Annotated in this window: 24 protein-coding genes and 1 pseudogene; 13 read left to right on the forward strand and 12 right to left on the reverse strand. The window is 72.9% G+C overall.

The genetic code is table 11. From position 1 onward, the window contains the following. Window positions 1-176 precede the first annotated feature (176 nt). The 3 genes from ABT160_RS41195 to ABT160_RS41205 all read left to right on the forward strand — a co-directional run bounded on the left by ABT160_RS41195 (window position 177) and on the right by ABT160_RS41205 (window position 2,227). Complete coding sequence (locus ABT160_RS41195; protein ID WP_351654057.1) at window positions 177-707, forward strand: hypothetical protein; 531 nt, start codon at window positions 177-179, stop codon at window positions 705-707. Continuing rightward, complete coding sequence (locus tag ABT160_RS41200; protein WP_351654019.1) at window positions 704-1,078, forward strand: VOC family protein; 375 nt, start codon at window positions 704-706, stop codon at window positions 1,076-1,078. Before ABT160_RS41195 ends, ABT160_RS41200 begins: the two co-directional genes overlap by 4 nt. Before the next feature lie 189 nt (window positions 1,079-1,267). Continuing rightward, window positions 1,268-2,227 carry a hypothetical protein gene (locus ABT160_RS41205; protein WP_351654021.1) on the forward strand — a complete coding sequence of 320 codons (960 nt, stop codon included), beginning with the start codon at window positions 1,268-1,270 and terminating at the stop codon, window positions 2,225-2,227. An 11-nt stretch (window positions 2,228-2,238) separates the two neighbouring features. On the opposite strand, the gene ABT160_RS41210 is transcribed toward ABT160_RS41205, so the two are convergent. Together ABT160_RS41210 and ABT160_RS41215 are read right to left on the reverse strand one after the other, a co-directional pair. Continuing rightward, window positions 2,239-2,856 (reverse strand): hypothetical protein, encoded by a 618-nt coding sequence (locus ABT160_RS41210; RefSeq protein ID WP_351654023.1) that lies wholly within the window; start codon window positions 2,854-2,856, stop codon window positions 2,239-2,241. Between the two features lie 58 nt (window positions 2,857-2,914). After that, window positions 2,915-3,811, reverse strand: coding sequence for an esterase/lipase family protein (locus tag ABT160_RS41215; RefSeq protein WP_351654025.1), 897 nt, complete (start codon window positions 3,809-3,811; stop codon window positions 2,915-2,917). Between the two features lie 128 nt (window positions 3,812-3,939). Between ABT160_RS41215 and ABT160_RS41220 the strand changes: the two genes are divergently transcribed. The 3 genes from ABT160_RS41220 to bla all read left to right on the forward strand — a co-directional run bounded on the left by ABT160_RS41220 (window position 3,940) and on the right by bla (window position 8,512). Further along, window positions 3,940-5,178, forward strand: coding sequence for a PucR family transcriptional regulator (locus ABT160_RS41220; protein WP_351654027.1), 1,239 nt, complete (start codon window positions 3,940-3,942; stop codon window positions 5,176-5,178). A 190-nt stretch (window positions 5,179-5,368) separates the two neighbouring features. After that, window positions 5,369-7,465 (forward strand): neutral/alkaline ceramidase, encoded by a 2,097-nt coding sequence (locus tag ABT160_RS41225; RefSeq protein WP_351654028.1) that lies wholly within the window; start codon window positions 5,369-5,371, stop codon window positions 7,463-7,465. Between the two features lie 141 nt (window positions 7,466-7,606). Then, window positions 7,607-8,512, forward strand: a complete 906-nt coding sequence (gene bla / locus ABT160_RS41230; RefSeq protein ID WP_351654030.1) for a class A beta-lactamase — start codon at window positions 7,607-7,609, stop codon at window positions 8,510-8,512. Window positions 8,513-8,551: 39 nt separating this feature from the next. On the opposite strand, the gene ABT160_RS41235 is transcribed toward bla, so the two are convergent. The 5 genes from ABT160_RS41235 to ABT160_RS41255 form a co-directional block, all read right to left on the reverse strand. Next, the gene (locus ABT160_RS41235) at window positions 8,552-9,001 is read right to left on the reverse strand and encodes a hypothetical protein (RefSeq protein ID WP_351654032.1); all 450 of its coding nucleotides are present in this window, start codon (window positions 8,999-9,001) and stop codon (window positions 8,552-8,554) included. Window positions 9,002-9,072: 71 nt separating this feature from the next. Further along, window positions 9,073-9,792, reverse strand: coding sequence for a hypothetical protein (locus ABT160_RS41240; RefSeq protein ID WP_351654034.1), 720 nt, complete (start codon window positions 9,790-9,792; stop codon window positions 9,073-9,075). A gap of 226 nt (window positions 9,793-10,018) precedes the next feature. Beyond that, entirely contained in the window at window positions 10,019-12,400 is a 2,382-nt protein-coding gene (locus ABT160_RS41245) for a proprotein convertase P-domain-containing protein (RefSeq protein ID WP_351654036.1), read from the reverse strand. A 195-nt stretch (window positions 12,401-12,595) separates the two neighbouring features. Beyond that, window positions 12,596-13,711 carry a DUF5937 family protein gene (locus ABT160_RS41250; RefSeq protein WP_351654058.1) on the reverse strand — a complete coding sequence of 372 codons (1,116 nt, stop codon included), beginning with the start codon at window positions 13,709-13,711 and terminating at the stop codon, window positions 12,596-12,598. A 154-nt stretch (window positions 13,712-13,865) separates the two neighbouring features. Further along, window positions 13,866-14,456, reverse strand: a complete 591-nt coding sequence (locus ABT160_RS41255; protein ID WP_351654037.1) for a TetR/AcrR family transcriptional regulator — start codon at window positions 14,454-14,456, stop codon at window positions 13,866-13,868. Window positions 14,457-14,753: 297 nt separating this feature from the next. Here ABT160_RS41255 and ABT160_RS41260 point away from each other — a divergent pair, with 297 nt between their 5' ends. Continuing rightward, window positions 14,754-15,281 (forward strand): hypothetical protein, encoded by a 528-nt coding sequence (locus tag ABT160_RS41260; RefSeq protein ID WP_351654039.1) that lies wholly within the window; start codon window positions 14,754-14,756, stop codon window positions 15,279-15,281. A 33-nt stretch (window positions 15,282-15,314) separates the two neighbouring features. On the opposite strand, the gene ABT160_RS41265 is transcribed toward ABT160_RS41260, so the two are convergent. Further along, window positions 15,315-15,911, reverse strand: coding sequence for a TetR/AcrR family transcriptional regulator (locus tag ABT160_RS41265; protein ID WP_351654041.1), 597 nt, complete (start codon window positions 15,909-15,911; stop codon window positions 15,315-15,317). A 147-nt stretch (window positions 15,912-16,058) separates the two neighbouring features. Between ABT160_RS41265 and ABT160_RS41270 the strand changes: the two genes are divergently transcribed. Next, window positions 16,059-17,375: an MFS transporter gene (locus tag ABT160_RS41270; protein WP_351654043.1), complete on the forward strand. Its 1,317-nt coding sequence runs from the start codon at window positions 16,059-16,061 to the stop codon at window positions 17,373-17,375. Between the two features lie 40 nt (window positions 17,376-17,415). Here ABT160_RS41270 and ABT160_RS41275 read toward each other — a convergent pair whose 3' ends face one another. Continuing rightward, a complete protein-coding gene (locus ABT160_RS41275; protein WP_351654044.1) occupies window positions 17,416-17,883 on the reverse strand; it encodes a nuclear transport factor 2 family protein in 468 nt (155 codons plus the stop codon). Window positions 17,884-18,049: 166 nt separating this feature from the next. Between ABT160_RS41275 and ABT160_RS41280 the strand changes: the two genes are divergently transcribed. Next, entirely contained in the window at window positions 18,050-18,457 is a 408-nt protein-coding gene (locus ABT160_RS41280) for a PDZ domain-containing protein (protein ID WP_351654046.1), read from the forward strand. 30 nt (window positions 18,458-18,487) lie between these two features. Here the strand turns inward: ABT160_RS41280 and ABT160_RS41285 are convergent, their stop codons facing one another. Further along, complete coding sequence (locus ABT160_RS41285) at window positions 18,488-20,902, reverse strand: ATP-binding protein (RefSeq protein ID WP_351654060.1); 2,415 nt, start codon at window positions 20,900-20,902, stop codon at window positions 18,488-18,490. 171 nt (window positions 20,903-21,073) lie between these two features. Between ABT160_RS41285 and ABT160_RS41290 the strand changes: the two genes are divergently transcribed. Together ABT160_RS41290 and ABT160_RS41295 are read left to right on the forward strand one after the other, a co-directional pair. Next, the gene (locus ABT160_RS41290; protein ID WP_351654048.1) at window positions 21,074-22,837 is read left to right on the forward strand and encodes a PP2C family protein-serine/threonine phosphatase; all 1,764 of its coding nucleotides are present in this window, start codon (window positions 21,074-21,076) and stop codon (window positions 22,835-22,837) included. Further along, entirely contained in the window at window positions 22,837-23,286 is a 450-nt protein-coding gene (locus ABT160_RS41295) for a response regulator (RefSeq protein ID WP_351654050.1), read from the forward strand. The genes ABT160_RS41290 and ABT160_RS41295 overlap by 1 nt, the downstream gene beginning before the upstream one ends. Here the strand turns inward: ABT160_RS41295 and ABT160_RS41300 are convergent. Continuing rightward, entirely contained in the window at window positions 23,250-24,062 is an 813-nt protein-coding gene (locus ABT160_RS41300; RefSeq protein ID WP_351654052.1) for an alpha/beta fold hydrolase, read from the reverse strand. The two genes, ABT160_RS41295 and ABT160_RS41300, sit on opposite strands and share 37 nt — an antisense overlap. Window positions 24,063-24,172: 110 nt before the next feature. Continuing rightward, on the reverse strand, window positions 24,173-24,628 hold the full coding sequence (locus tag ABT160_RS41305) for an SRPBCC family protein (RefSeq protein WP_351654054.1): 456 nt from the start codon (window positions 24,626-24,628) through the stop codon (window positions 24,173-24,175). A 421-nt stretch (window positions 24,629-25,049) separates the two neighbouring features. Here ABT160_RS41305 and ABT160_RS41310 point away from each other — a divergent pair, with 421 nt between their 5' ends. Together ABT160_RS41310 and ABT160_RS41315 are read left to right on the forward strand one after the other, a co-directional pair. Then, entirely contained in the window at window positions 25,050-25,520 is a 471-nt protein-coding gene (locus tag ABT160_RS41310) for a hypothetical protein (RefSeq protein ID WP_351654056.1), read from the forward strand. 11 nt (window positions 25,521-25,531) lie between these two features. Beyond that, a pseudogene (locus ABT160_RS41315) lies at window positions 25,532-25,633 on the forward strand (DUF5995 family protein); the annotation flags it as partial.

Raw genomic sequence — 25,633 nt, forward strand, 5'->3', positions numbered from 1 at the left:
AGGCCACCATCCACTGGAACCCCACCAAGGGCACCTGGATCACCAACAACTGACGCGACCGGGCCCCGCGGGGCGCCCGCCGACCACGGGTCGGCGGGCGCCCCGCCGCTTGTCCGTCGCGGCGGTGCTTTGGCATCCTTCGACGCCGCGACGACGACGGAGGCGGCATGGCGAGCATGGCGGGCACGGCGGATGAGTCGGGCGGCGAGCCGCACGAAGAGCTGTTCGTACGGTTCCAGAGCACCGAGCGGGCCCCGCGCGGGCACTTCCCCGGCGTCTTCGCACTGGCCAACGGCCTGGCGCGGGAGGGGCGGCTGAGCCCGGAGGAGTACCGGTTCTGGCGGGCCGCCAACGACTGGTACGACGCGAGCTACCCCGACCCCTCCCGCACCGACCCCACGGTCTACGACCACGCGCTGAACCCGGGCGCCACGGCCTGGTTCAAGTCCACGGCGGTGCACCTGCTCGACCGGGTGCCCGGCTACCTCGACCTGCTGGCCGCGCACGGCGTGGCGTGCGAGCGCGTGGAGTCGGCCGCACCCGGTCGGGTCGTCTACGAGGACGACGTGCAGGTCGTGGTGGTGCCGTGGGGCGAGGGTGCGTGCGCCGGTGGGAATGCGGGCGTCGGCAGTGGGTACGGCACCTCCCGTACGCGTGCCGCGGATGCGGGCACGGAAGCCGCAGGGGAACGAGGGTGTCGCAAGTGATTCGAAAGCTGCAGGCCGTGGCGCTGGACTGCGACGATCCCGTACGCCTCGCACGGTTCTACGCGGACCTGCTGGGCGGCCGGGTGGTCGAGGACCCGGACGAACCGCAGTGGCTGGAGGTGCACGGGTTCGAGGGGACGCCGATCGCGTGCCAGCGCGCCGACGGCTACCGCCCGCCGGTCTGGCCCGGCCAGGAGCGCCCGCAGCAGGTGCACCTGGACTTCGACGTGGACGACCTCGACGCGGAGGAGAAGAGGGCCCTGGCGCTTGGCGCGACGCTGCTGGAGCGCACGGACGAGGTCCGCCCCGGCGCCAACTGGCGCGTGTACGCGGACCCGGCCGGGCATCCGTTCTGCCTGTGCCTGCACTAGGGACCGAGCGCGCTTCGTCGCAGGAAGGCTTCGAAGCCGCTTCCCTGCACGCCTACCGCCCATAAATGTCTTCTATGGGTCGATAAGTCGGAGGGGTCTACAGAGAGGTGCGTGCTTCAACAAGGGTCGAAGTCCTGGTCACCCCTGAAGCACCTCTCAAGAATCGGCACCTACGTGAACCACAAGCGCATGGCAGTTCTGGCGGCCGTTGCCGCCGTCACCCCGACCGTGCTGGCAGCGGCGCCGGCACCGGCCGCAGAGGCCCGCCCGACGGCACCGTCCCTGCACGTACCCGCCCCCGGCCCGCTGCCCGACCCCCTCACCCGCGCCGGCACGGCCAGCGCCGGGTCGCGGCCGGCTGCCGATCCGCGCCGGCAGATGACCTCCGACGTCCGGGAGGTCCCGGACACCTTCGAAGCGGGCGGCGACTGGGGAGAGTTCGCCCTCGTCCTCGGCAACCTCACCGACCACGACCTGCGCGACTACAACGTGAACCTCGCGGTGGACACCGTCCACCCGGCCCCGCGCCTGACGCTGGAGCACATGCGGGTCCAGCTGCGGCTGGACGGCACGTGGGTCGACGCCCCTCTTGAACAGCCGAACCGCGACGGGAACGTGGACGCGGCGCTGCCCCTTGACCGGGTCGTACTGCCGCCGGGGGAAACCACCTTCCGGGTACGCATCAGGTTCACGGCCGACACCCCGTTGACGTTCTTCATCCTCGGCCCCGCCCCCGACAGCCAGCACGCGCCCGACCCGGTCGGCAACTGGGTGGAGTCCGAAATCGTACGGCCCCGCGTGCCGGATCCGGACCCCGAACCGCACCCCGACCCCACACCCGATCCGACCCTCCCCACGCAGCCCCCTTCCCCCGGCCCGTCCCCGTCGCCCAGTGCGGCGCCCGCTCCGGAAACCACTCCCCCCACCGCGCGCCCCGCTGACCCCCGCCCGACCGAAGCAGGACTCGTGGCCGCATCGGAGGACGACCCGGAAGGCCCCGCCCCCACCGGCCGGCTCGCCCACTCCGGCAGCGACGCCGCCGTGACGTGGACCCTCACCGGCGCGGGCGTACTCCTCGTCCTGGGCACCACGCTCGTCGTCGTCCACCGCACCCGCAGCAACCGGAGCAGCCGCCCGACGGAGTCCTGACAGGAGGCCGGCTAGAGGACCTCCACCAGCCCGTCCGACTCCCCCACCGCGTCGAACTCCCGCGCCAGGCCCGTCTCGTGGAGGCGGGCGAAGGGGGTGAAGGGGATGCCGTACTCCGATTCGCCGCGGTCGAAGTTCCAGCTCTTGTGCGCCTGGAAGCGGTACCGCGCCCGGTGCGGTGTGCCGTCCCCCGCGACCTCGACCGTGCCCGTCAGGCGGTACTGGAAGCCGCGCAGCGCCAGCCACAGGTCCGGGTCGTCCTGGCGGGAGACCGTCACGCCCCTCCAGCGGCTGTCCGCCGGGTAGCTGCCGTGCGGGAGGGCGGACGCCTCCGCACGCCAGCCCGCGAGCTGCTCGGCGACTCGGTCCCGTACGGGTGCGAGCGCCAGCAGCGCGCGGGCGTCGAGGCGGAACGGGGCCCCGTCCGCGCGCAGGTAGTGCCGCAGCGCGGCCGCCGCCGTGCGCAGTCCGAGCAGGGACCACAGCGGCGGCAGCGCCCGGCAGGCGAGCCGCAGCAGGCGGTCCCCGGGCCGGGGCGCCCGCGAGGCGTGGGGCGCGTTGCCGTTGGGCAGGTCGGGGCTCTCGCGGCCACCGCTGCCGCCGATCACCGCCGCGGTTCCTTCAGCCATACGGTGACGCTAGGGGAGCTCCCGCGCCCCCGCCCGCCGGTGTGCTCCGATCGGCCCCTCAGCCGGGCGAGCCCACCGCGCACACCCTGATCGGCCGGGCCGTCGCCGGGTCCAGGGCGTTGCGGACCAGGTGCCAGACGTTGAGGTCGTAGGCCTCGCCGATGTGGCCGACCGGGTCGAGGGGGCAGGAGTCCTGGACGTACACGTTGTGCACGCCCGGCTCGCGGACGAAGGCGGTCTCCGTCGGGGTGACGAGCTCGTCGTAGCGCGAGGTGATGACCGTGTACGCGATGCCGGGCTGCGCGACCGGCCCGTTGTTGAGGGCGACGATCGCGGGGCCGCCAGGGAACTCGTCGGACAGGACGGGGAAGCCCAGCTTCGCGGCGATCGCGTCCAGGGCGCCCCGGCCGAGCAGCTTGTCGCCGAGCGTGACCAGGCCCGCGGCGTCGGTGCCGTGGGTGGGCGGGGCGATGGCGACGACCCGCCCGATGGACTTCTGGATGCCCTGCATCTTGGCCAGGTAGAGCGCCTGGAGCCCGCCCTCGGAGTGGCCGACGACGCTGACCCGCGCGGCTCCGGTGGCCGCGCGGACCCGCTCCACGTACTCCTTGATCTCGACGTTCGACTCGGCGACCGGCCGCAGCCCGCCCACCAGCGGGAACTCGGGGTACTCGCCGTAGGTGTCCGCGAAGGTGCAGTAGCCGCGGGCCGCGAGGTCGGCCTGGAGGAAGTTGAGGTCCTCGTACCAGGTCGCGAACGTGCCGTGCAGCAGCACGACGGGTTCCGGGTGCGCCGCGCTGGGGCGGCAGCCGAAGTCGTTGATCCCGCCGGCGCCCCGGGAGGCGGAGGGGGAGGCGGCTTGGGCGGAGGGCACGAGGCCGACGGCGAGGGCCAGGGCCAGTCCGGTGGCCGAGAGCCACCGTCGGGTGCGGGTCGAGCGGGACGTGCGCGCCATGGGAGGTCCCTTTCCGGCAGGCCGGCGGTTCACTGGTGCGTACAGGGTGCTCCGTGGTGCGGGCGGTGTCCCTTGGCCGGATGCGCAGAAAGCTTCCGCTCGCGTTTGTGCACGGTGACAATGCCCGGATGGATGCCGGGGCCGCGGTCGGCGCGGTGGAGCGGGAGGAACGCGCGGCGGTGTGCGCGGTGCTGCGGGCGCGCGCCGGGGAGGTGGCGGCGGCGATGGCCGCGCGGTGCGCCGAGGAGATCCCGGCCTACCGGAGCCTGCCCGCCGGGATCCGCAGCGACGAACTGGGCGCCAACGTGCGCAGGGTGCTCGAACTGTTCGTCACGCTGGTCGCGGAGGACCGTCCCGCGACGGACGAGGAGCTGGCGGGTCCGGTCGCCTGGGGCGCCGAGCGCGCCCGGGACGGGGTGCCGCTGGCGGACGTCCTGCGGGTGTACCCGCTGGCGGCGCGCGAGGCGTGGCGGGCGATGACAGCGGACGCGGGGCTGGACGGCCGGGTCCTGGTGGAGGACCTGCTGGTGCTGCTCGGCGCGGTGATGCCGCGGGTCGCCGAGGGGTACCTGCGGGAGCGGTCGGCCCTGGACGTGGAGCGCCGGGCGGACCGGGAGGCCGTGGCGGCGGCGCTGCTGTCGGGGCGGGCGCCGCGCCGCTCCACGCAGGGGCACGACCTGGTGCTGGCCGACGCCTACGAGGTGCTGGTGTTCCGGCTGCCGGAGCCCGCCTCCGGGCACCCCCCGACCCGGGTGTACCGGGCGCTGCGGCTGGAGCTGGACCGCCTGGGCGTGCCCGCGACGGTACGGGACGGGGGCGGGGTGTTGTTCCTGCCGCGCCCGTCGGGGCGGGAGGACGGGCGGGACCGCGCACTGCCCGCCCGTCCGCCCGCCCCGACGGCCCGGCACGCCCTCGACCGGCTCGACGCGGTGACGGGCCTCGCCTGCACGGCGGCGGTGTCGCCCGCCGTCGGGCACGCGGCGGTGCCGGAGGCGTACGAGGAGGCCGGGGAGGTCCTGGCGCTGTGCCGGGCGCTCGAACGGCCCGCCGGGCTCTACCGGTTGGCGGACCTGGCGATCGAGTACCAGCTGGCCCGGCCGAGCCCGGCGCGCGACGCGCTGGTCCGCACGCTGGACGGGCTGCGCGGGCATCCGCACCTGCTCGACACGCTGCGGACGTTCCTGGCGGCGGGCTGTCACCGGGCGGAGGCGGCGGCCCGTCTGACGGTGCACCGCAACACGCTCACGTACCGCCTACACCGTGTCGAGGTGCTGACCGGTCAGGACCCCACGCACCCGGACGCGGCGCGCCTGCTGGCGGCGGCGGTGACGGCGTACGACATCGTGCGCGCGGCCGACGGGACGTGATCCCCGGGGGCGGGCGGGGGCGGACGGTGAGGTGTGGTCCGGGCGGGCGACCTGCGGGTGTGCCCCGGCCGAACTCCGGGCGAACTCGTTCGAAGATCGGGGTACCCACCAGTAGTTACCAGGCGTAACATCGGGCGGCGTCACCGAGTCAGACCGCACGTGTGCCCCTCCCCCACCCTTCGGAGCCCGCATGCCTGAGCACGGAAACACCCGACGAGACGTCCTGCGCGCGGGAGCGGCGGCCGCCGCCGGCCTCGGGGCGCTGGGGGTCGCGGGTGCGGCGCCCGCGTCCGCCGTACCCGCCGCCGCCCCCGCACCCGCCCCCGCTCCGGCGGGCGCGGCGGACACCGGCCGCTACCTCGTGGGACGGGGCCTGGGCGACGCCACGGGCGAGGTCGCCGAGGTCGGCATGATGGGGTACGGCCGCTTCGACCAGCAGGCGGAGGGGTTGCACACGCGGCTGCGGGCCCGCGCGTTCATCGTCGTGGACACCGCGACCGGTGAGCGGGTGGCCCTGGTGGTGACCGACACGGCCATGATCTTCGAGAGCCAGCACCAGGAGGTGCTGCGCCGCCTGAAGCAGCGCCACGGCGACCTCTACACGATGCGCAACGTGATGCTCACCGCCACCCACACGCACGGCGCGCCCGGCGGCTGTTCGCACCACCTGCTCTACAACCTCACCACCTTCGGCTTCCACCGCAAGACGTTCGAGGCGGTCGTCGACGGGATCGTCGAGGCGGTCGACCGCGCCCACGCGGACCTGGCCCCCTCCGAACTCGTCCTCACCCACGCCGAGTTGACTGACGCCAGCGCCAATCGCTCGCGCCCCGCCTTCGAGCGCAACAAGGCCGACGTGAAGGCGCGGTTCCCGGACGCCGTCGACCCGCAGACCACGCTGCTGCGCGTGGAGCGCGACGGCCGGGCGGTCGGCGCGATCAACTGGTTCGCCACGCACGGCACGAGCATGTCCGGCGACAACCGCCTGATCACCGCCGACAACAAGGGCTACGCGGCCTACCACTGGGAGCGCGAGGTCGCCGCCGGTGACTACCGTACGCCCGGGAGCCTGCCGTTCGTCGCGGCGTTCGCGCAGACCAACGCCGGTGACATGTCCCCCAACCTGGACCTGAAGCCGCCGACGACCCCGGCGGACTTCGCGGGCGCCCACGCCAGCGGGCTGCGGCAGTACGAGGCGGCGGCCCGGCAACTCGACGACCGGGGGCGGTCGTTGACGGGCCCGGTGGACGCGCGCCTGGTCTACGTCGACCTGTCGGACGTCACCGTGGGCCCCGAGTTCACCGGCGACGGTGCCACGCACCGCACGTCGAAGCCGTGCATCGGCGCGTCGATGGCCGCGGGCAGCCTGGAGGACGGCCCGGCCTTCCCCGGCTTCACCGAGGGCGAGAACCCGTTCTGGGACGCCATCTCCAACTCGGTCATCTACACCGTGTCGCCCGAGCTCAAGGCCGCGCAGGCGCCCAAGGACGTGTTCGTGCCGGTCGGCGCGATGAACGCGCTGATGCCGTGGGTGCAGGAGCGCGTCCCGGTCCAGCTGGTGCGCCTGGGCGGCCTGTACCTGATCGGCATCCCCGGCGAGGTGACGATCGGCGCGGGCCTGCGGCTGCGCCGCACGGTCGCCGACATCGTGGGGGCGGACCTGCGCGACGTCCTGGTGGCCGGGTACGCGAACTCGTACTTCCACTACCTGACGACGCCCGAGGAGTACGACAGCCAGCAGTACGAGGGCGGCAGCACCCTCTTCGGCCGGTGGCAGCTGCCCGCGCTCCAGCAGACGGCGGCCCGCCTGGCGACCTCGCTGCGCGACGGCACGTCCCTGCCGCTCGGCCCCGTCTCGCCCGACATCTCCGACCGCGCGCTGGCGCTCCAGCCGGGGGTGGTGATGGACGCGCCGCCGATCGGCCGCGCCTTCGGCGACGTACTCACCCAGCCGCGCGAGGGCTACGGGCGCGGGCAGCGGGTCACGGCCGTGTTCGTGGGCGCGCACCCGTCAAACGACCTGCACCGGGGCGGCAGTTACCTGGCGGTGGAGCGCCGGACGGCCGACGGCGCCTGGGTCCAGGTGGCGGACGACGCCGACTGGTCGACGACGTTCCGCTGGGCCCGCGAGGGCGTCGCCGCCTCGAAGGTGACGATCACCTGGGACGTCCCGGCCGACGCGGAGGCGGGCAGCTACCGCGTCCGCTACACGGGCGACGCGCGCCCGCTTGTGGGGAAGGTCCGCGCGATCGGCGGGACGACCAGGGAGTTCGCGGTGCGCGCGTGAGGCGAGGGTTCCGGGCGGGCGCCGACCCCGCCCGGAATCCGTTGCTCCGCATAGTGAACCAAATCGCCCGAATCAGTGTCCTTGATCCTAAAGGTTCACCCTTTGAGGAGACAGGTCACCTTGAGCCCCATAACAACCCCCTTGGCAACCACGTGTTCCCGGCGCGGCATCCTCGCCCTCGGAGGCGGCGCCGCCCTGCTCACCGCCCTGCCCGGGACCGCGCTCGCCGCCCCCGCCCGCGCCACCGACGAGGTCACGCGCCGGCTGCGGGAGCTGGAGCGGCAGCACTCCGCGCGCCTGGGCGTGTACGCGTACGACACCGCCACCGGACGCACCGTGGCCCACCGCGCGCGCGAACGCTTCCCGCTCTGCTCCGTCTTCAAGACCCTGGCCGCCGCCGCGGTGCTGCGCGACCTCGACCGCGACGGACGGTTCCTGGCCCGGCGCATCCGGTACGCCGAGAAGGACGTCACCGACTCCGGCTACGCGCCGGTCACCGGGAAGCCGGAGAACCTCGCGGCCGGGATGACCGTCGCCGAGCTCTGCGCCGCCACGATCGCGTACAGCGACAACGCCGCAGGCAACCTGCTGCTGCGCGAGCTGGGCGGGCCGACGGCCATCACCCGCTTCGCCCGCTCACTCGGGGACCGGACCACCCGGCTCGACCGGTGGGAGCCAGGGCTCAACTCCGCAGAGCCCTGGCGCGAGACGGACACCACGAGCTCGGACGCCATCGGGCGGACGTACGCCCGCCTGGTGCTCGGCGACGCGCTCGTGGCGAAGGACCGCCGGCGGCTCACCGACTGGATGCTGGCCAACACCACCGGCGGCGAGAAGCTCCGGGCCGGACTCCCCTCGGGGTGGCGGGTCGCGGACAAGACCGGCGGCGGCAAGTACGGGACCAACCACGACGTGGGCGTCGTCTGGCCGCCGGGCCGCGCACCCCTTCTGATGGCGGTGCTCACCACGCGGTACGAGCCCGACGCCTCGCCCGACAACCCCCTGGTCGCGAAGACGGCGACGCTGCTCGCACAGGCGCTGTCCTGACTCCTCGCGCAGGCGCTTTCCTGAGCCGTGTCGCGCGACTTACGGCGTGAGTTTCTGCTTGCCTTCCAGAATGGCGATCGCCCAGGCGGTCTTCTCGCTGTCGGGGGAAACCGTCAATTTCTGCTCGGCCCCCTTTTCGATGAAGATGTGACCGATGGCGACTGAGCCGCCGCACGTGACGCGAACGGGGTCCTTCGACCCGTCCCGAAGGGAAAGAACACCCTTCCCGCCGCAGCGCACGTGGACGGTGTAGACGTCCTTCTTGGAAAGGAAGGGGGCGATTCTCTTGGTGCCCGATCCGGTGGTTTCCGGGACCAGGTAATCGGCCTTCTTCGGCAGCTTAAGATCGAGGGACTTGCTTCCGGAAGAAGTCGTGGCGGTCGGCTTGGCGTCGGCCTCTATTCCGGCCTCCGCACTTCCGGACGCGCATGCCGAAAGGAACAGGGACGAGGCCAGCAGTACGGGGACGGCGAATGCAACTCTGCGCATGGGAGTTCTCCTCAAAGTACGCGCCCCGGACTCCCTTGGGTCGTCCGGGGCGCTGTCGTGCACGAGTCTGGTCAGCCGTTGATGACCCAGCCCTCACGGTAGGGGGCCCAGACGTTCAGGTACTGCTTGTTGCTGATGGTGCAGTTGCTGTTGACGCGGGCCATGTAGCCGTACACCTTCTCCAGCTTGATGCCGTATTCGCCGTACACGGTCCTGCCCGCCCTGACCGAGCCGTTGGCTTCGACTCCCAGATCGGAGGTCCAGGACTTCTTGGCCGCGGCGGTGACTTCGGTCTTGATCTTCCCCAGCCACAGGACCTTGGCCTCACCGCTCAGGCTGACGGAGCCGCCGATCTCGGACGTACCGGACCTCTTCGTGGTGAACTTCCAGTCCATGGCGGTCTTGCGGTTGTTCTGGACGAAGGTGCTGTACTTGACGGACATGGTGTTCGCCAGGTTCCTGGTGATGCGCACGAAGTTGTAGGGACTGCCGCAGTACTGCCCGGTGGGCGAGGAGAGGTCCTCGACGCCGGTGAGGGGCTCGTCGGGGAGCTCGGGACCGTCCGCCTCGCCGGGCAGGGCGAGGTCCTCGTTCAGTTCGTCGAGGGACTCGACGCCGTTGAGGACCTCGCCCCCTCCGGACGGGGCGTCGCCGATCTCGCCGGGCGTGATCGTCGAGCCCTCCGCGATCACCGGCGCGTCGATCGGAGTGTCCGCGAGCGCCGGCGAGGCCGCGCCTCCGATGATCAGGATGCTGACCGCGCCGGCCGCGACTGCAGTGCGAATGGACATGAGGGTTCCCCCCTGCGATGACGCGTTCCCCACTGGAACTGCGTCCTGAAAAGAATTCTGGCACGGAATGGGACCCGGAGCTAATAAAACTTAATTTCTTGAGCTAGATCTGAGCTTCTTCGAATTGCCCAAATAGACAACGTTGTCTTTCGCGGAATGGAAAAGACGACTCTTCCGCATTCGCAAATCGAGTCGCCTTTTCCCTTTTACCGCACGCGAAATCGAGTCAGAAGATAAGGGTCCAGCCATTCAGAGTGCCGGTTGATCCCTCGGACGTGTCATCCACCCTGAGATTCCAGGTCCCGGACGCCGGTGCCGTACCGGCATCCACCGTATAGATCCGCTGAAGGGTGCCGCCGGACTCCGACATGGAATCCTTCTTGAGCGGGAGCAGCTTCCCGTTCGGATCGACGAGGTCGAGGTTCAGGTCGCCGAGCCACCCGTGCGTGATGTCGACGTACACCTTGAGCTCCCTGGACGCGTTGCCCGCGATCCCGCCGACCGTGATCGGCGAGCGCACGAAGTTGAAGTCGGGCAGGGCGACCTCGGGCTGGCTCTCGTACGACGGGAAGGTCAGCGACCACCCGTTGAGGGAGCCGACGGCGCCGGCCGAGGTGTCCTGGACCCGCAGCGTCCAGGTCCCGTTCGCGGGAGAGGTACGGGCGTCGATCGTGTAGGTGCCGCTGACCTGCGAGTCCGTTTCCGAAGTGGACTTGACGCGGTAGGGCGTCCCGTCCGGAGCGATCAGGTCGACCTTCAGGTCCCCGGACCACTCGTGGACGGCGTCCAGCTGCACCTGCAGCGCCCCGGACGCCTTGCCGGGCCAGCCGGCCACCGTGATGTCCGAGTCGAGCGTGCCGGCGTCGGGGATCGCGACGGTTCCCTTCTTCACGAACGGATTCGGGATCAGCGACCAGTCCCTGAGCGTGCCGACACCGCCCTTGGAACGGTCCTCCACCTGCAGTTTCCACGTGCCGGCGGCGGGTGAGGCACTGGCGTCGACGGTGTACGTCGCACTCAGCGCACCGCCCGTCTGGCTTCCTCCCGTCGCCTTGAGGGGGTAGGACTTGCCGTCCGGGGCGATCAGGTCGATCTTCACCTCGGGGTGCCAGTCGTGCTTCAGGTTGACGCGCACCTGCAGCGACTTGGACGCCTTGCCCGCCACGTCGGTGAGGGTCACCGGCGACTGCACGATCCCGGGGTCGGGGATGGCGTAGACCGTGGAATTGCCGATGTGCGACGACCTCGGCTTGGGATCCGGCGTGGGCGGCGGTGTCGGCTCGGCCCCGCCCAGCGCCTTGCCGATGTCCAGGCGCGGGGTGGTCACGCTCCCGTCGACGACGGGGCGGCCGGTCGACTTGAGCAACTGCTCGAGTTCGGTGACGGGCTTGGTCGGATAGGCCTGCCGCAGGACGGCGAGGGCGCCGGCCACGTGGGGCGCGGCCATCGAGGTGCCGCTCTTGGCCGCGTACGCTCCCTTGCGCACCGAGGAGACGATCTCGTTGCCCGGTGCGAACAGGTCGAGCAGGGCACCGCGGTTGGAGAAGTCGGAGACCGTGTCGCCGTAGGTCGAGGAACCGACGGTGACGGCGCTGGGGACGCAGGCGGGGCTGTTGACCCTGTTGACGAAGCCGTTGTTGCCCGCTGCGACGACGGTGGCGACCCCGGCCTCGAGCAAGGCGTCGATCATGGGCTTGCGCACGTCGGATCCGCAGGCCGAGCTGTACTGCCCGCCCCCGAGGCTGAGGTTCGCGGCGATCACCGGGGTTCCGGCCTGCCGCAGTTGCAGGACTTTCTCCAGTGCCGCGACCTGGGCGCTGGTGAAGCTCTTCACGCAGGGCGTGTTGCCCTCACCGCAGTAGTCGGGGGAATCCAGTTTGCTGAACACCTGGATCGCGATCACGTCGGCGTCCGGGGCGACGCCCGAGACGGGAGCCGTGGCGATGCCGGTTCCGTCGCCGGCCGCGATGCCCGCCACGTGCGTTCCGTGCTCGCACTCGGTGATGGTGGCGCACGGGCCGGCCTCGGAGTCGGCCGTGCCCGGCCCCTCCTCGGCCGCCGTCCCCCGCGGGCACAGGCTGGTGGCGGAGTAGGCGGGGTCGACCGGCGAGAAGCAGGCCTCGGAGACCACGCGCCCCTGGAGGAACGGGTGTTTCACCGCCACACCGGTGTCGATGACGGCGATCGCGCTGCCCTTGCCCGTCCTGCCCGCCTTGATGGCCCGGTCGCCGCCGACGAAGGGCACGCTGGTGTCCAGCGTGGGGTCGGAGAGGGTGTCCTCCGTCACGCTCAGCACGCCGGGCCTGGCGGCCAGCGCGTCGAGGCCGCCCTTGGTGACCTGCAGCGTGACCAGCGGCAGCTTCTGGAACTTCTGCATCGTCGTGCCGGCGGAGGACGCGCCGGAGAGGTCCGCGCGCTCTTCCGTCACGACGTTGACGCGCACCGTCCCCTTCTTGGCCGCGACGCCGTAGAGCGACGGGTCGACCGGACCGCTGGTCGCGGGAGCTGACGGGGCGTCGGGCGGAGGCGTGCCGGCGGCCGCCGGCGCCGCCCCTATGGCCAGGGCCATCACCGCGGTCGCCACCACGGTCCATATCGGTCTGTTCATTTCGCTCCTGTGGAAGTGGACGGGCGCAGCCGGCCCGTTGAAGTCGCACCGTCGGGGCTCGCGCCCGTGGTGCTCACGTGCGTCCGCTCGTCCGGCGCCTCGGCGGCGTGCTCCGCGGCCGCGTCGGGAGGTGGGCGGTGGCGGTGTCGGTGGCCTTCCCGGCGCGAACCGGCCGTGCGGCCGGGAGGGTGCCGGTCAACGCAGGATCCCTTCGAGGTACTCGCCGCCCAGTCGTGCGACCGCGGCCGTGTCGAGTTGGTGCAGTACGTAGCGGCCGCGGCGGCGCGTGGTGAGGAGTTCCGCCTTCTTCAGGGTGCTGAGGTGGCGTGAGGTCTCCGGGGCGGTCAGGCCGAGGAGGGAGGCCAGTTCCGCGGTGGAGTGCGCGGTACGGGCCAGGTGGCGGCACAGGACCATCCGCACCGGATGGGCCAGGGCCTGCAGCCGCTCCTGCACCAGGCGCACGGGAGCCGGGGGCGTCAACTGCGGTGTGCTGAGCGGGTAGTGGACGACCGGACGCCAGCCCGGTGCGGTGAGCACCATGAGGTGGGGCCAGCCGAACGTGGTGGGCATGAGGGTCAGTCCCGCGCCGACGTCGGGGTCGACGGCGGTGGTGCGGTCCTCGACGAGCTTGTCGATCCGTATCCGGGTGCCGTCCTCGTCCACGGACAGGGCCTTGGACGCCGCGCGCAGGGCTTCCGCGGCGCCGTGGCGGTGCAGCAGGTCCTGCTTGTGCCGGGCGTCAGCGGCCAGCGGGGCGCGCACGCGCTCCCACGTGACGTCGAAGAACGCTTCGCCGCAGTCCTCGAAGAGGCGGCGCAGCCAGATCCTGACCTGCCCGGGTTCGGTCAGCAGGCGGTGGGTGAAGGCGAGTTGGCGGGGGCCGTGCGCCGCCGCGAGCTCCAGGGAACGCCGCCGGAGCGTGGCGTCCGCCAGCGGGGAGGCCTCCTCGCCCTGCGGCAGGTGCGGCAGCGCGGCGAACTCCAGGGCGGCACTCGCGAAGCGCTCGTCGTCGAGGCGGTCCAGCAGGTCCAGTTCCTGCGCGAGGGTCGCACCGGGCCTGGCCGGGCCCTTGTTGATTCCCGCGAACGGCTGGAAGACGTCCGCGTACGCCCGCCGCCACAGGAAGTCGGCTTCGCCCAGTCTCCCCGCGAGCTCTGCCTCCAGACCTGCCGTGGTGGCCGTGGTCCATCCGTCCAGCCCGGGGTGGTGGTTCGCCCCGGCCAGGACGTGCAGGGCCATCCCCAGCTCGGCCAGCGGGGAGATCGCGAAGTCGATCTGCTCCACGGGCAGGCCGGTGATGTCGATGGCGATGGTCATGGCGCCATCCTGGGCGTAACGATCTACGCCTGCGCCGATGTTTGACGAGGAAGATCAATCCACCCGCCGGAAATGCCGGATCTGGTCGGTCTTGTCGGAAACCGGGCGAGCCAGGGTCAGGATCGCCCGGGCCGACCCCGAGGGCCCGTCAGGCGCTGACCGAGCGCCAGATGCGGTCCGGGAGCGCGTCGGCGGCCCGTTCGAGGTCGACGTCGCCGATGGAAAGCCAGCGGCGGGCGACGCCGACGACCGGGCCCAGGATCAGCGACTCCAGCAACGGCGAGGGCAGGTCGACGAGTTCGCCGGCCTCGATGCGGTCGCGCAGCCACTGGGCGACCGGCGGCATCCGGGCCTCCTGGAAATCCCGTACCACCTGGGGGCGCGTCATCACCTCGCGGTCGGCGACGGCCGAGTGCAGGATCCGCGCCTCGTCCGGGTGCGTCCCCACGTACTCCAGGTAGGCGCGGACCGCCGCCTCGATGCCCGCGCGGGCGCCGGTCGCCCCGGCCAGGGCCTGCACGATGTGGTTCCAGAGCCCGGCGGTGGCGCGTATGGCAAGGGCGTTCAGGACGCCCTGGAGGCTGCCGAAGTGGTGGTAGACGCTCCCGGCGCTGACGTCGCTGGCCCGGGTGATGGCACTGACGGTGAGGCCGGACTCGCCCTCGGCGGCGTAGATGCGCAGCGCGGCGTCCAGGACGTGGGTGACGGTGGCTTCTCCGCGCTGTTGCTTCGGGGTCATCGAGCGGGCGTCCTCGGTCTGTTCCGGGGAGGTGGGCGGGCCTCCCGAGCCTCCATGGCCTTGTTCCGGACAGCTTAGGGCCAGCTTTCCAGAATTCTTTCTAGAAACCATTCCGTTTTCGCGCTGCGATCGTCCACACTGGACCATGCGAGCCGGGGGATGTGCGGCACGCCCTCGTGGGGCGTGGCGTGCAGGCGTACGCGTACGTGACTGGCAGGCCTCTCCGGGCTTGCCAGTCACGTGCTTGCCGGTCACCGCACGGCCCGGCCCGAGCGGCAGGCACGTACGGTGGGACCCATGGACCCCACCGACCCCGCCGACCCCCTGGACCCCAACTCCCTTACCCCACAAGGCCGCCCCGACATGGCGCCCGCGCGGCTGGCCGGGACCTGGTGGATCGTGTCCTCGTCGTTCCCCATGTGGCTCGGCGGCAGGCGTACGGGCGCGCGGTTCACCTATGCCCCGCTGCCCGGCGGCCGGGCGGGGGCGCCGCGCATGAGCGATCGCGTGGGCTACCGGTCGGGTGGGCGCGAGCGCGCGATCCTGGGCACCGACACCCGGCTCACCGACCGGCCCGGCACGGTGTACCGCTGGCGCGGCAAGGGGCTCCTGGCCGCGCTCAGCAGCGTGTGGGAGGTGACGGAGGCGGGCCCGGGCGACGCCTGGGCGGTGATCGCGTTCAGCAAGTCCCTCGCGACACCCGCCGGGCACGACGTCGTCGTGCGCGAGGAACACCTCGAGGACGCCGATGTCATGGCCGACGCCCTGGCCGTCGGGGCGCGGTACGGGACGACGGTCCTGGCGGAGTTCGCGCCCGGGATCTGACCAAGCGTCAAGCCACTTACGCCCGGGGCGACTTCACCCCCGGCGCGCCCTGGCCGCCGCCCAGCCCGCCTCGATGAAGGCGAACGTGTCGTCGACGACCCCGGCCGCGTCGTCGAGGTCCCTGATCGACGGGATCGTCTCCAGGGCCGTGCGCGCGACCAAGCGGCAGGCGGTGTCCGGGGCGTCGAGCCCCGCGTCGTCCGCGATGGCCCGCGCCAGCGCCTGCTCGTGCCGCAGCCACATCCGGGCCGAGTACTCCCGCAGCGCCGGGGTGCCCTCGACGAGCGCGTGGAAGCGCTCCAGGTCCGGCTCCCGGCGGGCCTCCCCGAGCATCTCGTGGAACCAGCCGCGCAGCGCCTGCGGCACGGAGACGCCCTCGGGCCGCTCCCGCACGACCGCGAGCAGCATCTCCTCCTGCTCGCCGTCCTGGTCGAAGACCAGGGCCTCCTTGGACGGGAAGTGGGCGAACAGCGTGGCGGTGGCGACGTCCGCCTCCTGCGCCACGTCGCGCACGCCCACGTTGTCGTAGCCCCGCTCAAGGAAGAGCCGCAGCGCCGTGTCCGCGATGGTCTTCCGCGTCTGCGCCTTCTTCCGCTCGCGACGGCCACCGGCCTGCGTCTGTGCACCCATGCACTCACCATACCAGTTGCAAAGTCGGAACGGTTCTGTTTACAGTCCTGTTCTGTTAACAGCCCCATTCTGGTTACTGCTCGGCGATCTGCGACCCGGCGGTTCCACCTCCCCTCCACCACCGTCCCCGCCCACCGGGAGCCCCTCATGAGCCCGTCCGAGAGCACGGCCACCACCACGCCCGAGGCCATACCGACCACCGCGCCACGACGCGCCTGGTGGGTCATCGTCTGCCTGACGCTGCTGAACTCCATCGGAATGACCGTGGTCTTCCCGGTCCTGCCGTTCGTGACCCTGGAGTACGTCCCCGAGGGCTCGCTCGCCCTGTGGGTCGGCGTCCTGGAGTCGGTGAACGCCCTCTGCGCCTTCCTCGTCGCCCCACTGCTCGGCGGCCTGTCGGACCGGGTCGGGCGGCGCCCCGTACTGATCCTCAGCGCCTTCGGCGCCGCCGCCTCCTACGCGCTGTTCGGCGTGGGCGGCGCCCTGTGGGTACTGGTCGCCGCCCGGGCCCTGCAGGGCCTCGCGGCCGGCGACATGCCCGCGATCTTCGCGTACGTCGCCGACATCACCCCGGCCAAGGACCGCACCAAGCGCTACGGGCTGCTCGGGGCGCTGACCGGCGTCGGCATGATGATCGGCCCCGCCATCGGCGGCGCGCTGTCGAAGGTGAGCCTCGACGCCCCGGTGTACGCGACCGCGCTCGTCGCCGTCCTCGTCGGCGTCGTGTCGGTCTTCGCGCTGCCCGAGAGCCTCGCGCCGGGCAACCGCACGGCAAAGCTGAAGCTGGAGGAACTGCACCCGTTCAAGGTCCTCAAGGACGCCTTCGCCCGGACCGAACTGCGGGTGCTGCTCGTCGGGTTCACCCTCGTGAGCATCCCCTTCTACTTCTACGCCAACAACCTCTCCGTCCTCGGCCACGACAGCGTCGGCTGGGGCCCCTCCCAGGTCGGACTGCTGCTCTCGGCCGCGGGCGTCCTCGACATCGTCGTCCAGGGCGGGCTGCTCGCCCTGCTGCTGCCGCGCATCGGCGAACGCGGCGTCGTGGTGTCGGGGATCGTCGCCCAGGCGGTCGGCTGCGGTGGTCTCGCCGTGGTCGCCCTCTGGTTCGGCGCGCCCCAACTCCTCGCCGTCGCGGCGCTGTTGTTCGCTTCGGGCCAGGGGGCGATGACGGCGGCGCTCGACGGCCTGATGTCGAACGCGGTCGGCGCGGACGAGCAGGGCTGGCTGGCCGGCGGCGTCTCCTCGATCGGCTCCGCGATCCAGATGACCGCGCCGCTCCTCGCGGGCTGGCTCTACGCGAGCACCGGCCACGCCACCCCGTACGCCCTGGGCTTCGCGATGATCGTCGCGGCGGCGGTGCTGCTGTTCCGGGCCGTGGGCAGCCCGGCGCGGCGCCCGGCCATGGACCAGACGAACGAGGCGGTCCAGTCGGCGATGCGATCGACCGGCGACCTGAGGGACTGAGCCCGCTCACGAGCCGGTGGTCAGCGGTGGGGCGATCGCCCTACGGCGCGGGTGGGCCGAAGTCGCCCTGCCGCCAGATGACGTCAAGCGTGACCTTCTGGAACCGCCATCCAGCCGTGGTCCGGACGGTGACGCCCGCCAGCACGCCGCCCGCGAGGAACAGGTCGTCGTCATCCGCCGTGCCGTCGTCCTTCAGGACGGTGTGCGTGACGTGGGTGTTGGCCTGGAACGTGGCTTGGTCGCCCTCGATGTCGACGAGTGTGTTGGTGAAGAGGTGCTGCGTGGGCCCGAAGGGCCTCATCACGTCCCTGTGGAAGTCGTCCATGCCCGCGAGACCGCGATGGCCGCCCGGCGGCAGTCGGATCTCGCCGTCCGGTACGAACAGCGTCGGCAGCAGCGCGGTGAAGGAGCGATCGTCGAACACCTTCGCGTACCTGTCCACGAGTTCGCGGACCGCGGCACGGTCGATCAGGCCCAGCAGCGCCAGTTCTTGATCTTCGGGGGTCATGCCGTCGATGTTAGCCAATATGTACGGATTGACCCCGAGATCATTGCCATGTTCCCGTTTGGTGCGTACCCGATGAATGGGCGCACCGCGCGAACGCCGCCGGGCGGCGGGCCGGGAGCTGTGCCTAAATGAGAGCGGTATCCCCGCCCCCGTCCGAGGAGCCCCCGTGTCGATCTCGCGACGCGCCGCAGCGGTGTGCGCCGCCGGTGCCGCTGCCCTGGCCCTTTCGCTCCCCGCCGCCTCCCCGGCCCTCGCCCAGGAGGCACCTCGCACCGGGGCAGGGGCGTCCGCGCAGACCGTCTCCCGCCTCGGGGTCGAGACGGCGCCCCTCACCCGGCTGCCCGGTGGCGGGGCGGTGCCCGGGTTCGTGGTGTCCCGGGTGGCCCCCGGCGGACCGTCGGCGAAGGCGGGGATCGTGGCCGGCGACCGCATCGCCCGCGTCGACGACGTGTGGGTGAACGACGTGAACGAGCTCGACGCCCGGCTGGCCGCGCTGCCCGCGGGGACCCGGGTCAGCCTGTACGTACAGCACCGCAGCGACCCCCGGATGGACGTCCTGTACGTGACGGTCTGAGGGGCCGGGCCCACGGGCCGCCGCTCGCGCTCAGGCGTCGGGCGAATCAGCCCCGGCGCTCCCCAGGGTGAACGAGATCGTGGTCCCCTCGCCCGGGCTGCTGGTGAGCCACAGCTCGCCGCCGTGGCGTTCGACGACGCGCTTCACGATCGCCAGGCCCACGCCGCTGCCGCCGCCGTGGTCGTGCGGGCCGTGCAGCCTGCGGAACAGGTCGAAGACCTCGGACTGGAGCGCTTCGGGGATGCCGATCCCGTTGTCCCGCACGTGGATCACGGGCGCGTCCGCCGGTCCGCCCGCCCCGACCTCCACCTGACGGTCGGGGCGGTCGGCGGCGTACTTCGCGGCGTTGGTCAGCAGGTTGACCAGGATCTCGTACAGGCGGTCGGGATCGGCGTGCACGGTGGGCAGCGCGCCCGGGCGCACCACCCGTACGCCCTCCTCGGCCAGCCGCGGCCCGGCCACCTCCAGGGCGTGGTCGAGCGCGGTGTCGAGCGAGAGGACGCGGCGGCGGATCCCGGAGCGGCCCAGACGGGAGTAGTGGAGCAGCGAGTTGAGGAGGTCGTCCATGCGGCCCGCGAGCCGCTGGAGGCTTTCCAGGCGGGCCAGGCTCGCCGCGTCAAGCAGGTCCCCGGCGTCCTCGCGCAGGAAGCCGACGGTGTTGGAGATGCCGCGCAGGGGTTCCTTGAGGTCGTGGGCCGCGGCGTGGGCGAAGGAGTCCAGGTCGGCGTTGGTGAGCAGCAACTCGTCGTTGACGGTGGCGAGTTCGGCCGCGTGGCGCAGGACGAGCCCGGTGAGCAGGCGGGAGGTGGCCCGGGCCGTCGCCTCGTCGCCCGGGCTCCAGGGGAGGCTGCGCCCCCGGATGACGGACCGGAAGACGGCGCCGGAGCCGCGCGGGGTGAGGCGCTCGCCGCGCGGGCCGACGCTCACGGGGCGCGCGGGGTCGGCGGCCCAGGCGCGGGGGGCGGGGCGCTCGCGCCGGGTCCAGGCGAGGAAGTCACCGCCCGCACCGAGCGGGAGGAGCAGGACACCGGCGGGGGCGGAGGCGGGGGCGGGGGCGGAGGCGCGCTCGTGGGGCGCGGGGTCGTCCTCGTACGCATACGGAATCGGCTCGTGCTCGTCCGCGTACGGGACCGGCTCACGCACCCCGGAGCCGCTTCCGGCATCGGCACCGTCCTCCCCCGCCCCCGACACCACCTCCCGCAGCCGGTCCGTCGACCAGGTCGACCCCGCCTCCGTGGCCGCCGCCGTGCGGCGCAGCCACTCCAGGCACTCGGGCGGCACGGGCGCGCCCTCGACGTCCGTGTACGTGCCGCGCACCAGGATCGTGCCGTCCGACGGGACCAGCGCGCGCACCACGTCGCGGTGGCTCTCCAGGGAGCGGGTCACGTCCGGCCCGAGGAGCCCGGCGAGCGCGGCGGACCGCTCCCCCGCCCCGGCGAGCGCGTCGGCGCGCAGCCGCTCCTCGAAGGCGGCCAGCTGGAGGGAGAGCGCGGCGGCGAACAGCTCGCAGGCGCCCCGTACTTCGGGTGCCAGCGGCCGGGGCTCGCTGCCGTGGCAGGCGATCAGGCCCCACAGCTCGCCGTCGCGCACCACGGAGACGGACATCGAGGAGCGCACCCCGATGTTGCGCAGGTACTCCAGGTGGAAGCCGGAGACCGTGCGCAGGGCCGCCGAGGACAGGTCCAGCGGCCGGCCCTGCGCGGCGAGGACCGGCGGGTGCAGCCCGGCGGTGGGGTCGTCGACGTCCGCGATGACCCGGATCCAGTTCTCCCGGTACAGCCGCCTGGCCTGCGGCGGGATGTCCGTCGCCGGGAACCACAGGCCGAGCCAGGGCTCCCAGCCCTCGGCCGCCTCCTCGGCGATGACCTCGCCCGGCCCTTCGGGGCCGTCGAAGCGGTACGCGACGACGCGCTCGTACCCGGTCAGGCGCCGCACCTCGGCGACGGCCGCCCGGCAGCACTCCTCGACGTCGGCGGCCTCGCGCAGCCGGGAGACCGCCCGCCGCACGCCCCGGTGGAAGGGGGCGAACCGGAAGGCCTCCTCGGTGCGGCGCGGCTCGAACTCCAGGACCACCAGGCCGTCGCTGACGTGCGCCGACAGGTCGAAGTCCCCGGTGCGCCCGGCGACGGTCACCGGCAGCAGCGCCTGCGGGTCGGCGTCCGGTCCGCGCACCGCGTCGCGCGCCTCGTCCCAGGCGTCGGCGGACAGGACGCGGGTGACCGGGCCGCCGACCAGGTCCTCGTGGCCGGTGCCCAGGACGTCGGCGGTGTTGGCGGCGGCCACCCGGACGGTGCCGGTGTCCGGGTCGACGGCGAGCAGCGTGCCGTACGACTGCACGCCGCCGAGCAGGTGGATCGGCTCCCGCACGCACTCCTCCAGGTCGAACGCCGCGGGTACGGCGGCCTCGGAGGACCTCTGCCGGTCCGAGAGCCAGTTCTCTTCCACCACGTGCTCCACCCTTGCCCTTCGCTTCCCTTGGGACCCATCATCCCCGCGGTACCCGCTTCCCGGTGAAGCGGGCGGAAGTGTTCTACTGGCGTGCGTGCCCGTGTCGTAGGGTGAGGAGGCTCTGCCGCGCGAGGTGCGCTGCCGCGCACGACGGAGGCGGAGGATCTCGTGGACGTGGACCGGGTGGGCCCTTCGGCCGCCGACGAAGTCCAGTGGCTGCGCGAACTGCACCAGCTGTGGACCCTGGCGTCGGACGTCGGCGACGTGACCGGCCTCGTGCCGAGGCTGTACCCGGTGCTCGCGGCGCTTCCCGGGGTGCGCGCGGTGGTCGGCACCCGGTGGAGCGGCGGCCGTGTCTCGTACGTACGCCACCAGCTGACCGGGTCCCCGGCGCCGACGACGCTGCGCTCGCCCGTGCCGTCCGGGGAGTGGGACCTGCCGGCCGAGCCCGGTCCCGTGGCATCGGTGCGGGTGTACCGGGCGGACGCGTTCGCCCGCTGGAACCGGCCCGGGGGCGAGCACCTGACGGGCGCCGGGACCGGGGACGTCGTCGAGTGCGCCTTCGCGCTCCCCTCGGGCGACCACGCGCTGCTGTCGCTGGCCTCGGACGGGGCACCCGGCCGTTCGCAGGCGCTGGCGGAGCGGCTGCGGCAGGTGTGCGACATCCTGGTCGCCAGTGACGAGCGGGTGCGCGCCCAGCGGGAGTACGAGCGGCGGCAGGTGCAGGACGCCTTCCTCGCCGAGGCCTCGCTGCAGATGGACTCCAACCTGGACGCGGCCGCCACGCTGGGCCGGGTGGCCCGGCTCGCGGTCCCGGCGATGGCGGACGGCTGCCTGATCCACCTGCGGGACGAGAACGGGGACCTGGTGCTGCGCGCCCACGCGCACGTGGCCGCCGCCGAGCAGCGGTGGCTGGGCGGCGAGGCGGCCGTCGACCCCTGGCTCGGCGCCCTGGTGGAGCGGGTGGCCGAGGGCCAGGAGGCGGTGGTGCTGCGGGGCGCGGAGCTGGGCGGCGGGCCGTTCGCCGACCGGCCGCGCACCGGTCTGGTGACCGTGAATCCGCTGCGGGCCCGGGGCCGTTCGCTGGGCACCCTGACGTTCCTGCACCGGGACGGTCGGGCCGGGACGTCCCCGGCGTTCCTGGCCGACCTCGCGGTGCGGGCGGCCCTCGCGATCGACAGCAGCCTGATCCACGAGGCGCAGCGCCGCCAGGTGCGCCAGCTCCAGCAGCACCTGCTGCCCCAGGCGCTGCCGGAGCCGCCGGGGCTGCTGCTCAGCGCGGAGTACAAGGTGGCCGACACCTCCCTGGAGGTCGGCGGCGACTTCTACGACGCCGTGACCGCGGACAAGAGCACGGCGCTGGTCATCGGGGACGTGTGCGGGCGCGGTGCCGTCGCCGCCGCGCTGACCGGCCTGGCCCGGCACACGCTGCACCTGCTCCTGGAGGACGGCATGCCGCCGGAGCTGGCCCTGAGCCGGCTGAACCGCACGCTCAAGGACGCGGGCAGCCCGCGCTTCGTGACGGCCGCCGTGGCCGTGCTCACGCCAGACGGGGACGCCTTCGACGTGCGGGTGGCCTGCGCCGGCCATCCGCCCCCGCTGATCCGCCGCGCCGACGGCGCGGTCGAGGAACTGGCCTCCGCGAAGGGCATGCTGCTCGGCGTCGTGCCCCAGGCCGCGTACAAGCCGCTGACCACGCGCCTGGAACCGGGCGACACCCTCTACCTGTACACGGACGGCCTGACGGAGACGCGCTCGACGGGCGGCGCCTTCTTCGAGGACCGGCTGCACCGTGCCGTCACCGCCAGCTGCCCCGACGACCCCGCCCGCTGCGCGGCGGACCTGCTGGCCGCCGCGGCGGACTTCGGCACCGGCGTCAGCGACGACACGGCCGTCCTCACCGCCACCAACCGCTCCCGAGGGAACACCTGATGGACACCCGCGACCCCGGTACGCGCCGGATCGACCGGAACCTCGCCCTGATCGTCGAGGACTCCGCGGAGGACACCGAGGCGATCGGGCGGGCCCTCGCCCGCAGCCACCCGGACCTGCGGCTGCTCTTCACCACCCGGGCCGAGCAGGCCCTGGAGGTGCTGGCCGGGTGCGCGGACGGGGCCCTGCCGGGCCTGGTGGTCCTCGACCTGAACATGCCGGGGATGGACGGCCACGACGCGCTGCGCGCGATCCGCGCGCAGCCCGGTCTGGAGCGGGTGCGGATCGTGGTGTTCACCTCGTCCACGGCCCCGGCGGAGGTCGACGCGAGCTACGCGGCCGGGGCGGACAGCTACGTCTACAAGCCGGTCAACTTCGACCTGTTCCGGGCGGTGCTCTCGGAGGCGGTCGACTACTGGCTGGCGGGCCCGGAGACGCCTGAGGCGTAGGGCCTTTCGCGGCCGGTGAGCGCGGCGGCGGTGGCGCGGGCGAAGCCCTCGGGGTTGTCCAGCATGATGTTGTGCCCGCAGTCGGGGACCGGGACCACGGCCACCCCGGCCGCAGTGAGCGCGTCGGCGCCCGGGAGCGGGCCGTCGGCCTCGGGCAGCAGGTAGGTGCGGGGGACGTCCAGCTCCAGCAGGAGCTCGCGCATCGTAGGGGTGGTGGCGCGGGTGAGGTGGACCGCGCTGCGGTGCAGGGCCTCCCGGCCGGCCAGGCGCATGGTGGACCACCAGTGGGCCCCGGCCCGGTCCCGTACCTCCTGCCAGCCGCCCGCCAGGAACTCCTCCTCGGAGTGGGCGGCGATGCCGCCGCTGCCCCCGGCGCCGGGTACGGGCGCGATCGGGTCGAGGTTGGCGTCGACCAGGACCAGGCGGGAGACCAGCCGGGGGTGGCGTGCGGCCAGGACGATGGCCACCGAGCCGCCCATGCTGTGCGCGACCAGCTCGGCGCCCTCGACCCCGGCGGCGGTCAGTGCGGTGGCGAGGGCGTCGGCGTGGGACTCCAGGCGGTAGTCGAAGTCCACCGGCCGGTCGCTGATGCCGTGCCCGAGCAGGTCGACCAGCAGCGAGCGGCGTCCGGCGAGCAGCGGATGGACCGCGGTGCTCGCGAAGTAGGCCGGTGACGTGGCTCCCAGGCCGTGGACGTAGACGCGGGTCGGCTCCTGCCCCGGCAGTTCGACCCAGCGGATCCGGTCGCCCCCGGACGTGACGACGGCGTCGCGCACTGGTTGTTCTCCTTCGCCTTCGGTCGGCTTCGTCCCCGGTCGACGACGTTGCCGACGGGGAACGAGCCTAACCAGCGGGCCGCGGCGACTGGTCACCGCCCCCGCGGCGGCTACGGAAGCCCCGCCGACGGCGGCAGGGCCTTCAGGAGCGCGGCGGGCAGCGTCTGGGTGATCTCGTCGCCGAGGCGCTCGAACTCCCGCTTCAGCACCGGCTCGGCCAGCCGGGCCAGGCCGTGGAAGCTGATCGTCGCCTGGTAGGTGATCCGGGTGCCGCCGCCCTCCGCGCCGAAGTGCAGGTCGTCGGTGGTGGTGGCGGTCTTGTTGCGGCCGGTGAAGGTGAGCCGGCCGGGCTCCTGGCGTTCCAGGACGTACGTGAGCCGGGTGGTGCGCCCCCGGAAGGTCGAGGTGTTCAGCCACCGCGCCCCCACCTCCACCGGGCCCTCCCCGATCCTGCGGCACTCCCGCGTGCCGGGGTCCCAGTGCACGGTGTGGGCGAAGTCGGCGAGGTAGGCCACCACGTGGGTCAGGTCGTGGTCGACGCGGAACTCTCGGACGACGCGGATCATGATGTCTCCGGTTCTTCGACGGGCGGGCACGAGGCCATCACGGCACGAGCCCATCACGGCACGCGGCCATCACGGGCACGAGGCCGTCACCGCACGGGTGTCCCGTCACCGTAGGGGTAATCACCGGACGGCGGCGCGCGCGAAACGAGTGCCCCGTCCGACGGTCCGTCAGGGCGCCTTCACCCGACCCCGCCATGGGTCCGTTCGGTGGACCGTGCACCTTTTCCCCCGGATGGCGGCGGGCACTGCTGTGACCAGGAGCCCTGTCGGCGTTCGCCCGCGCACGGCCGCCGATCGGGCGGTGCGGCGGCCCGTGCCGAAGTGCGCCGGGCGGGGGCCGGGGTTGTGCTCGAAGGGATGGCAGCGGCTCAAGCCAACGGCATGACGGGTGCTGTGGCCGCCGCCGATGAGGGAAGTCCTGATGCGTTCGCTGAAGATAGCCACCGGTACCGTTCTCGCCTCCGCCGCCCTGCTGCTCGCCGCGCCGACGGCCTCGGCCTCCGACACCCAGTGCGACCCGGCCACCGCGGCGGCGATGGAGGCGGAGTCGGCGTACAAGGCGGCCCTTGCCGACTACCAGAAGATCATCAACGACGGCGGACACCCGGACAAGTCCCAGCAGGACAACGTCGCGCAGCTCAAGCAGAAGGCCGACTCGACCGCGTCCGAGGCCCAGCGGATCTGCGGCGACACGGTGGTGAACCCCACCACCCCGCCGGAGCACCACAAGCCGTCCGGGGCCATGCACACGGGCAGCGGGTCCACCAGCGGCTCCCTCGCCGAGGGCACGGACTCGGCCACCGCCGCGGCGACCGCCGCCGGTGTGGCCGGGCTCGCGCTGGTCGGCGCCGGGGTGTGGCGCCGTCGCCGGGGCGCCGGCGACGCGGGCTGACCCGCGTCCACGCGCACGTCGGGCACGACCTGGCGCTCGCGGTGGTGGACACCTGCCGGGTGCTGGGCTGCGAGCCGGCCGACCTGGAGGACGAGTTCGACCGGGTCGGGGAT

The sequence above is a fragment of the Streptomyces sp. NPDC001941 genome (genome assembly GCF_040296945.1).
Taxonomy (GTDB): Bacteria; Actinomycetota; Actinomycetes; order Streptomycetales; family Streptomycetaceae; genus Streptomyces.

Coding starts and splice junctions, on each gene's coding strand:
- ABT160_RS41305 (WP_351654054.1), bottom strand. CDS start 24,628: ATGATCCGCGTCGTCCGAGAGTTCCGCGTCGACCACGACCTGACCCAC.
- ABT160_RS41295 (WP_351654050.1), top strand. CDS start 22,837: ATGGACACCCGCGACCCCGGTACGCGCCGGATCGACCGGAACCTCGCC.
- ABT160_RS41210 (WP_351654023.1), bottom strand. CDS start 2,856: ATGGCTGAAGGAACCGCGGCGGTGATCGGCGGCAGCGGTGGCCGCGAG.
- ABT160_RS41215 (WP_351654025.1), bottom strand. CDS start 3,811: ATGGCGCGCACGTCCCGCTCGACCCGCACCCGACGGTGGCTCTCGGCC.
- ABT160_RS41205 (WP_351654021.1), top strand. CDS start 1,268: ATGGCAGTTCTGGCGGCCGTTGCCGCCGTCACCCCGACCGTGCTGGCA.
- ABT160_RS41240 (WP_351654034.1), bottom strand. CDS start 9,792: ATGTCCATTCGCACTGCAGTCGCGGCCGGCGCGGTCAGCATCCTGATC.
- ABT160_RS41310 (WP_351654056.1), top strand. CDS start 25,050: ATGCGTTCGCTGAAGATAGCCACCGGTACCGTTCTCGCCTCCGCCGCC.
- ABT160_RS41195 (WP_351654057.1), top strand. CDS start 177: ATGGCGGGCACGGCGGATGAGTCGGGCGGCGAGCCGCACGAAGAGCTG.
- ABT160_RS41265 (WP_351654041.1), bottom strand. CDS start 15,911: ATGGGTGCACAGACGCAGGCCGGTGGCCGTCGCGAGCGGAAGAAGGCG.
- ABT160_RS41275 (WP_351654044.1), bottom strand. CDS start 17,883: ATGACCCCCGAAGATCAAGAACTGGCGCTGCTGGGCCTGATCGACCGT.
- ABT160_RS41270 (WP_351654043.1), top strand. CDS start 16,059: ATGAGCCCGTCCGAGAGCACGGCCACCACCACGCCCGAGGCCATACCG.
- ABT160_RS41220 (WP_351654027.1), top strand. CDS start 3,940: ATGGATGCCGGGGCCGCGGTCGGCGCGGTGGAGCGGGAGGAACGCGCG.
- ABT160_RS41225 (WP_351654028.1), top strand. CDS start 5,369: ATGCCTGAGCACGGAAACACCCGACGAGACGTCCTGCGCGCGGGAGCG.
- ABT160_RS41235 (WP_351654032.1), bottom strand. CDS start 9,001: ATGCGCAGAGTTGCATTCGCCGTCCCCGTACTGCTGGCCTCGTCCCTG.
- ABT160_RS41260 (WP_351654039.1), top strand. CDS start 14,754: ATGGACCCCACCGACCCCGCCGACCCCCTGGACCCCAACTCCCTTACC.
- ABT160_RS41255 (WP_351654037.1), bottom strand. CDS start 14,456: ATGACCCCGAAGCAACAGCGCGGAGAAGCCACCGTCACCCACGTCCTG.
- ABT160_RS41245 (WP_351654036.1), bottom strand. CDS start 12,400: ATGAACAGACCGATATGGACCGTGGTGGCGACCGCGGTGATGGCCCTG.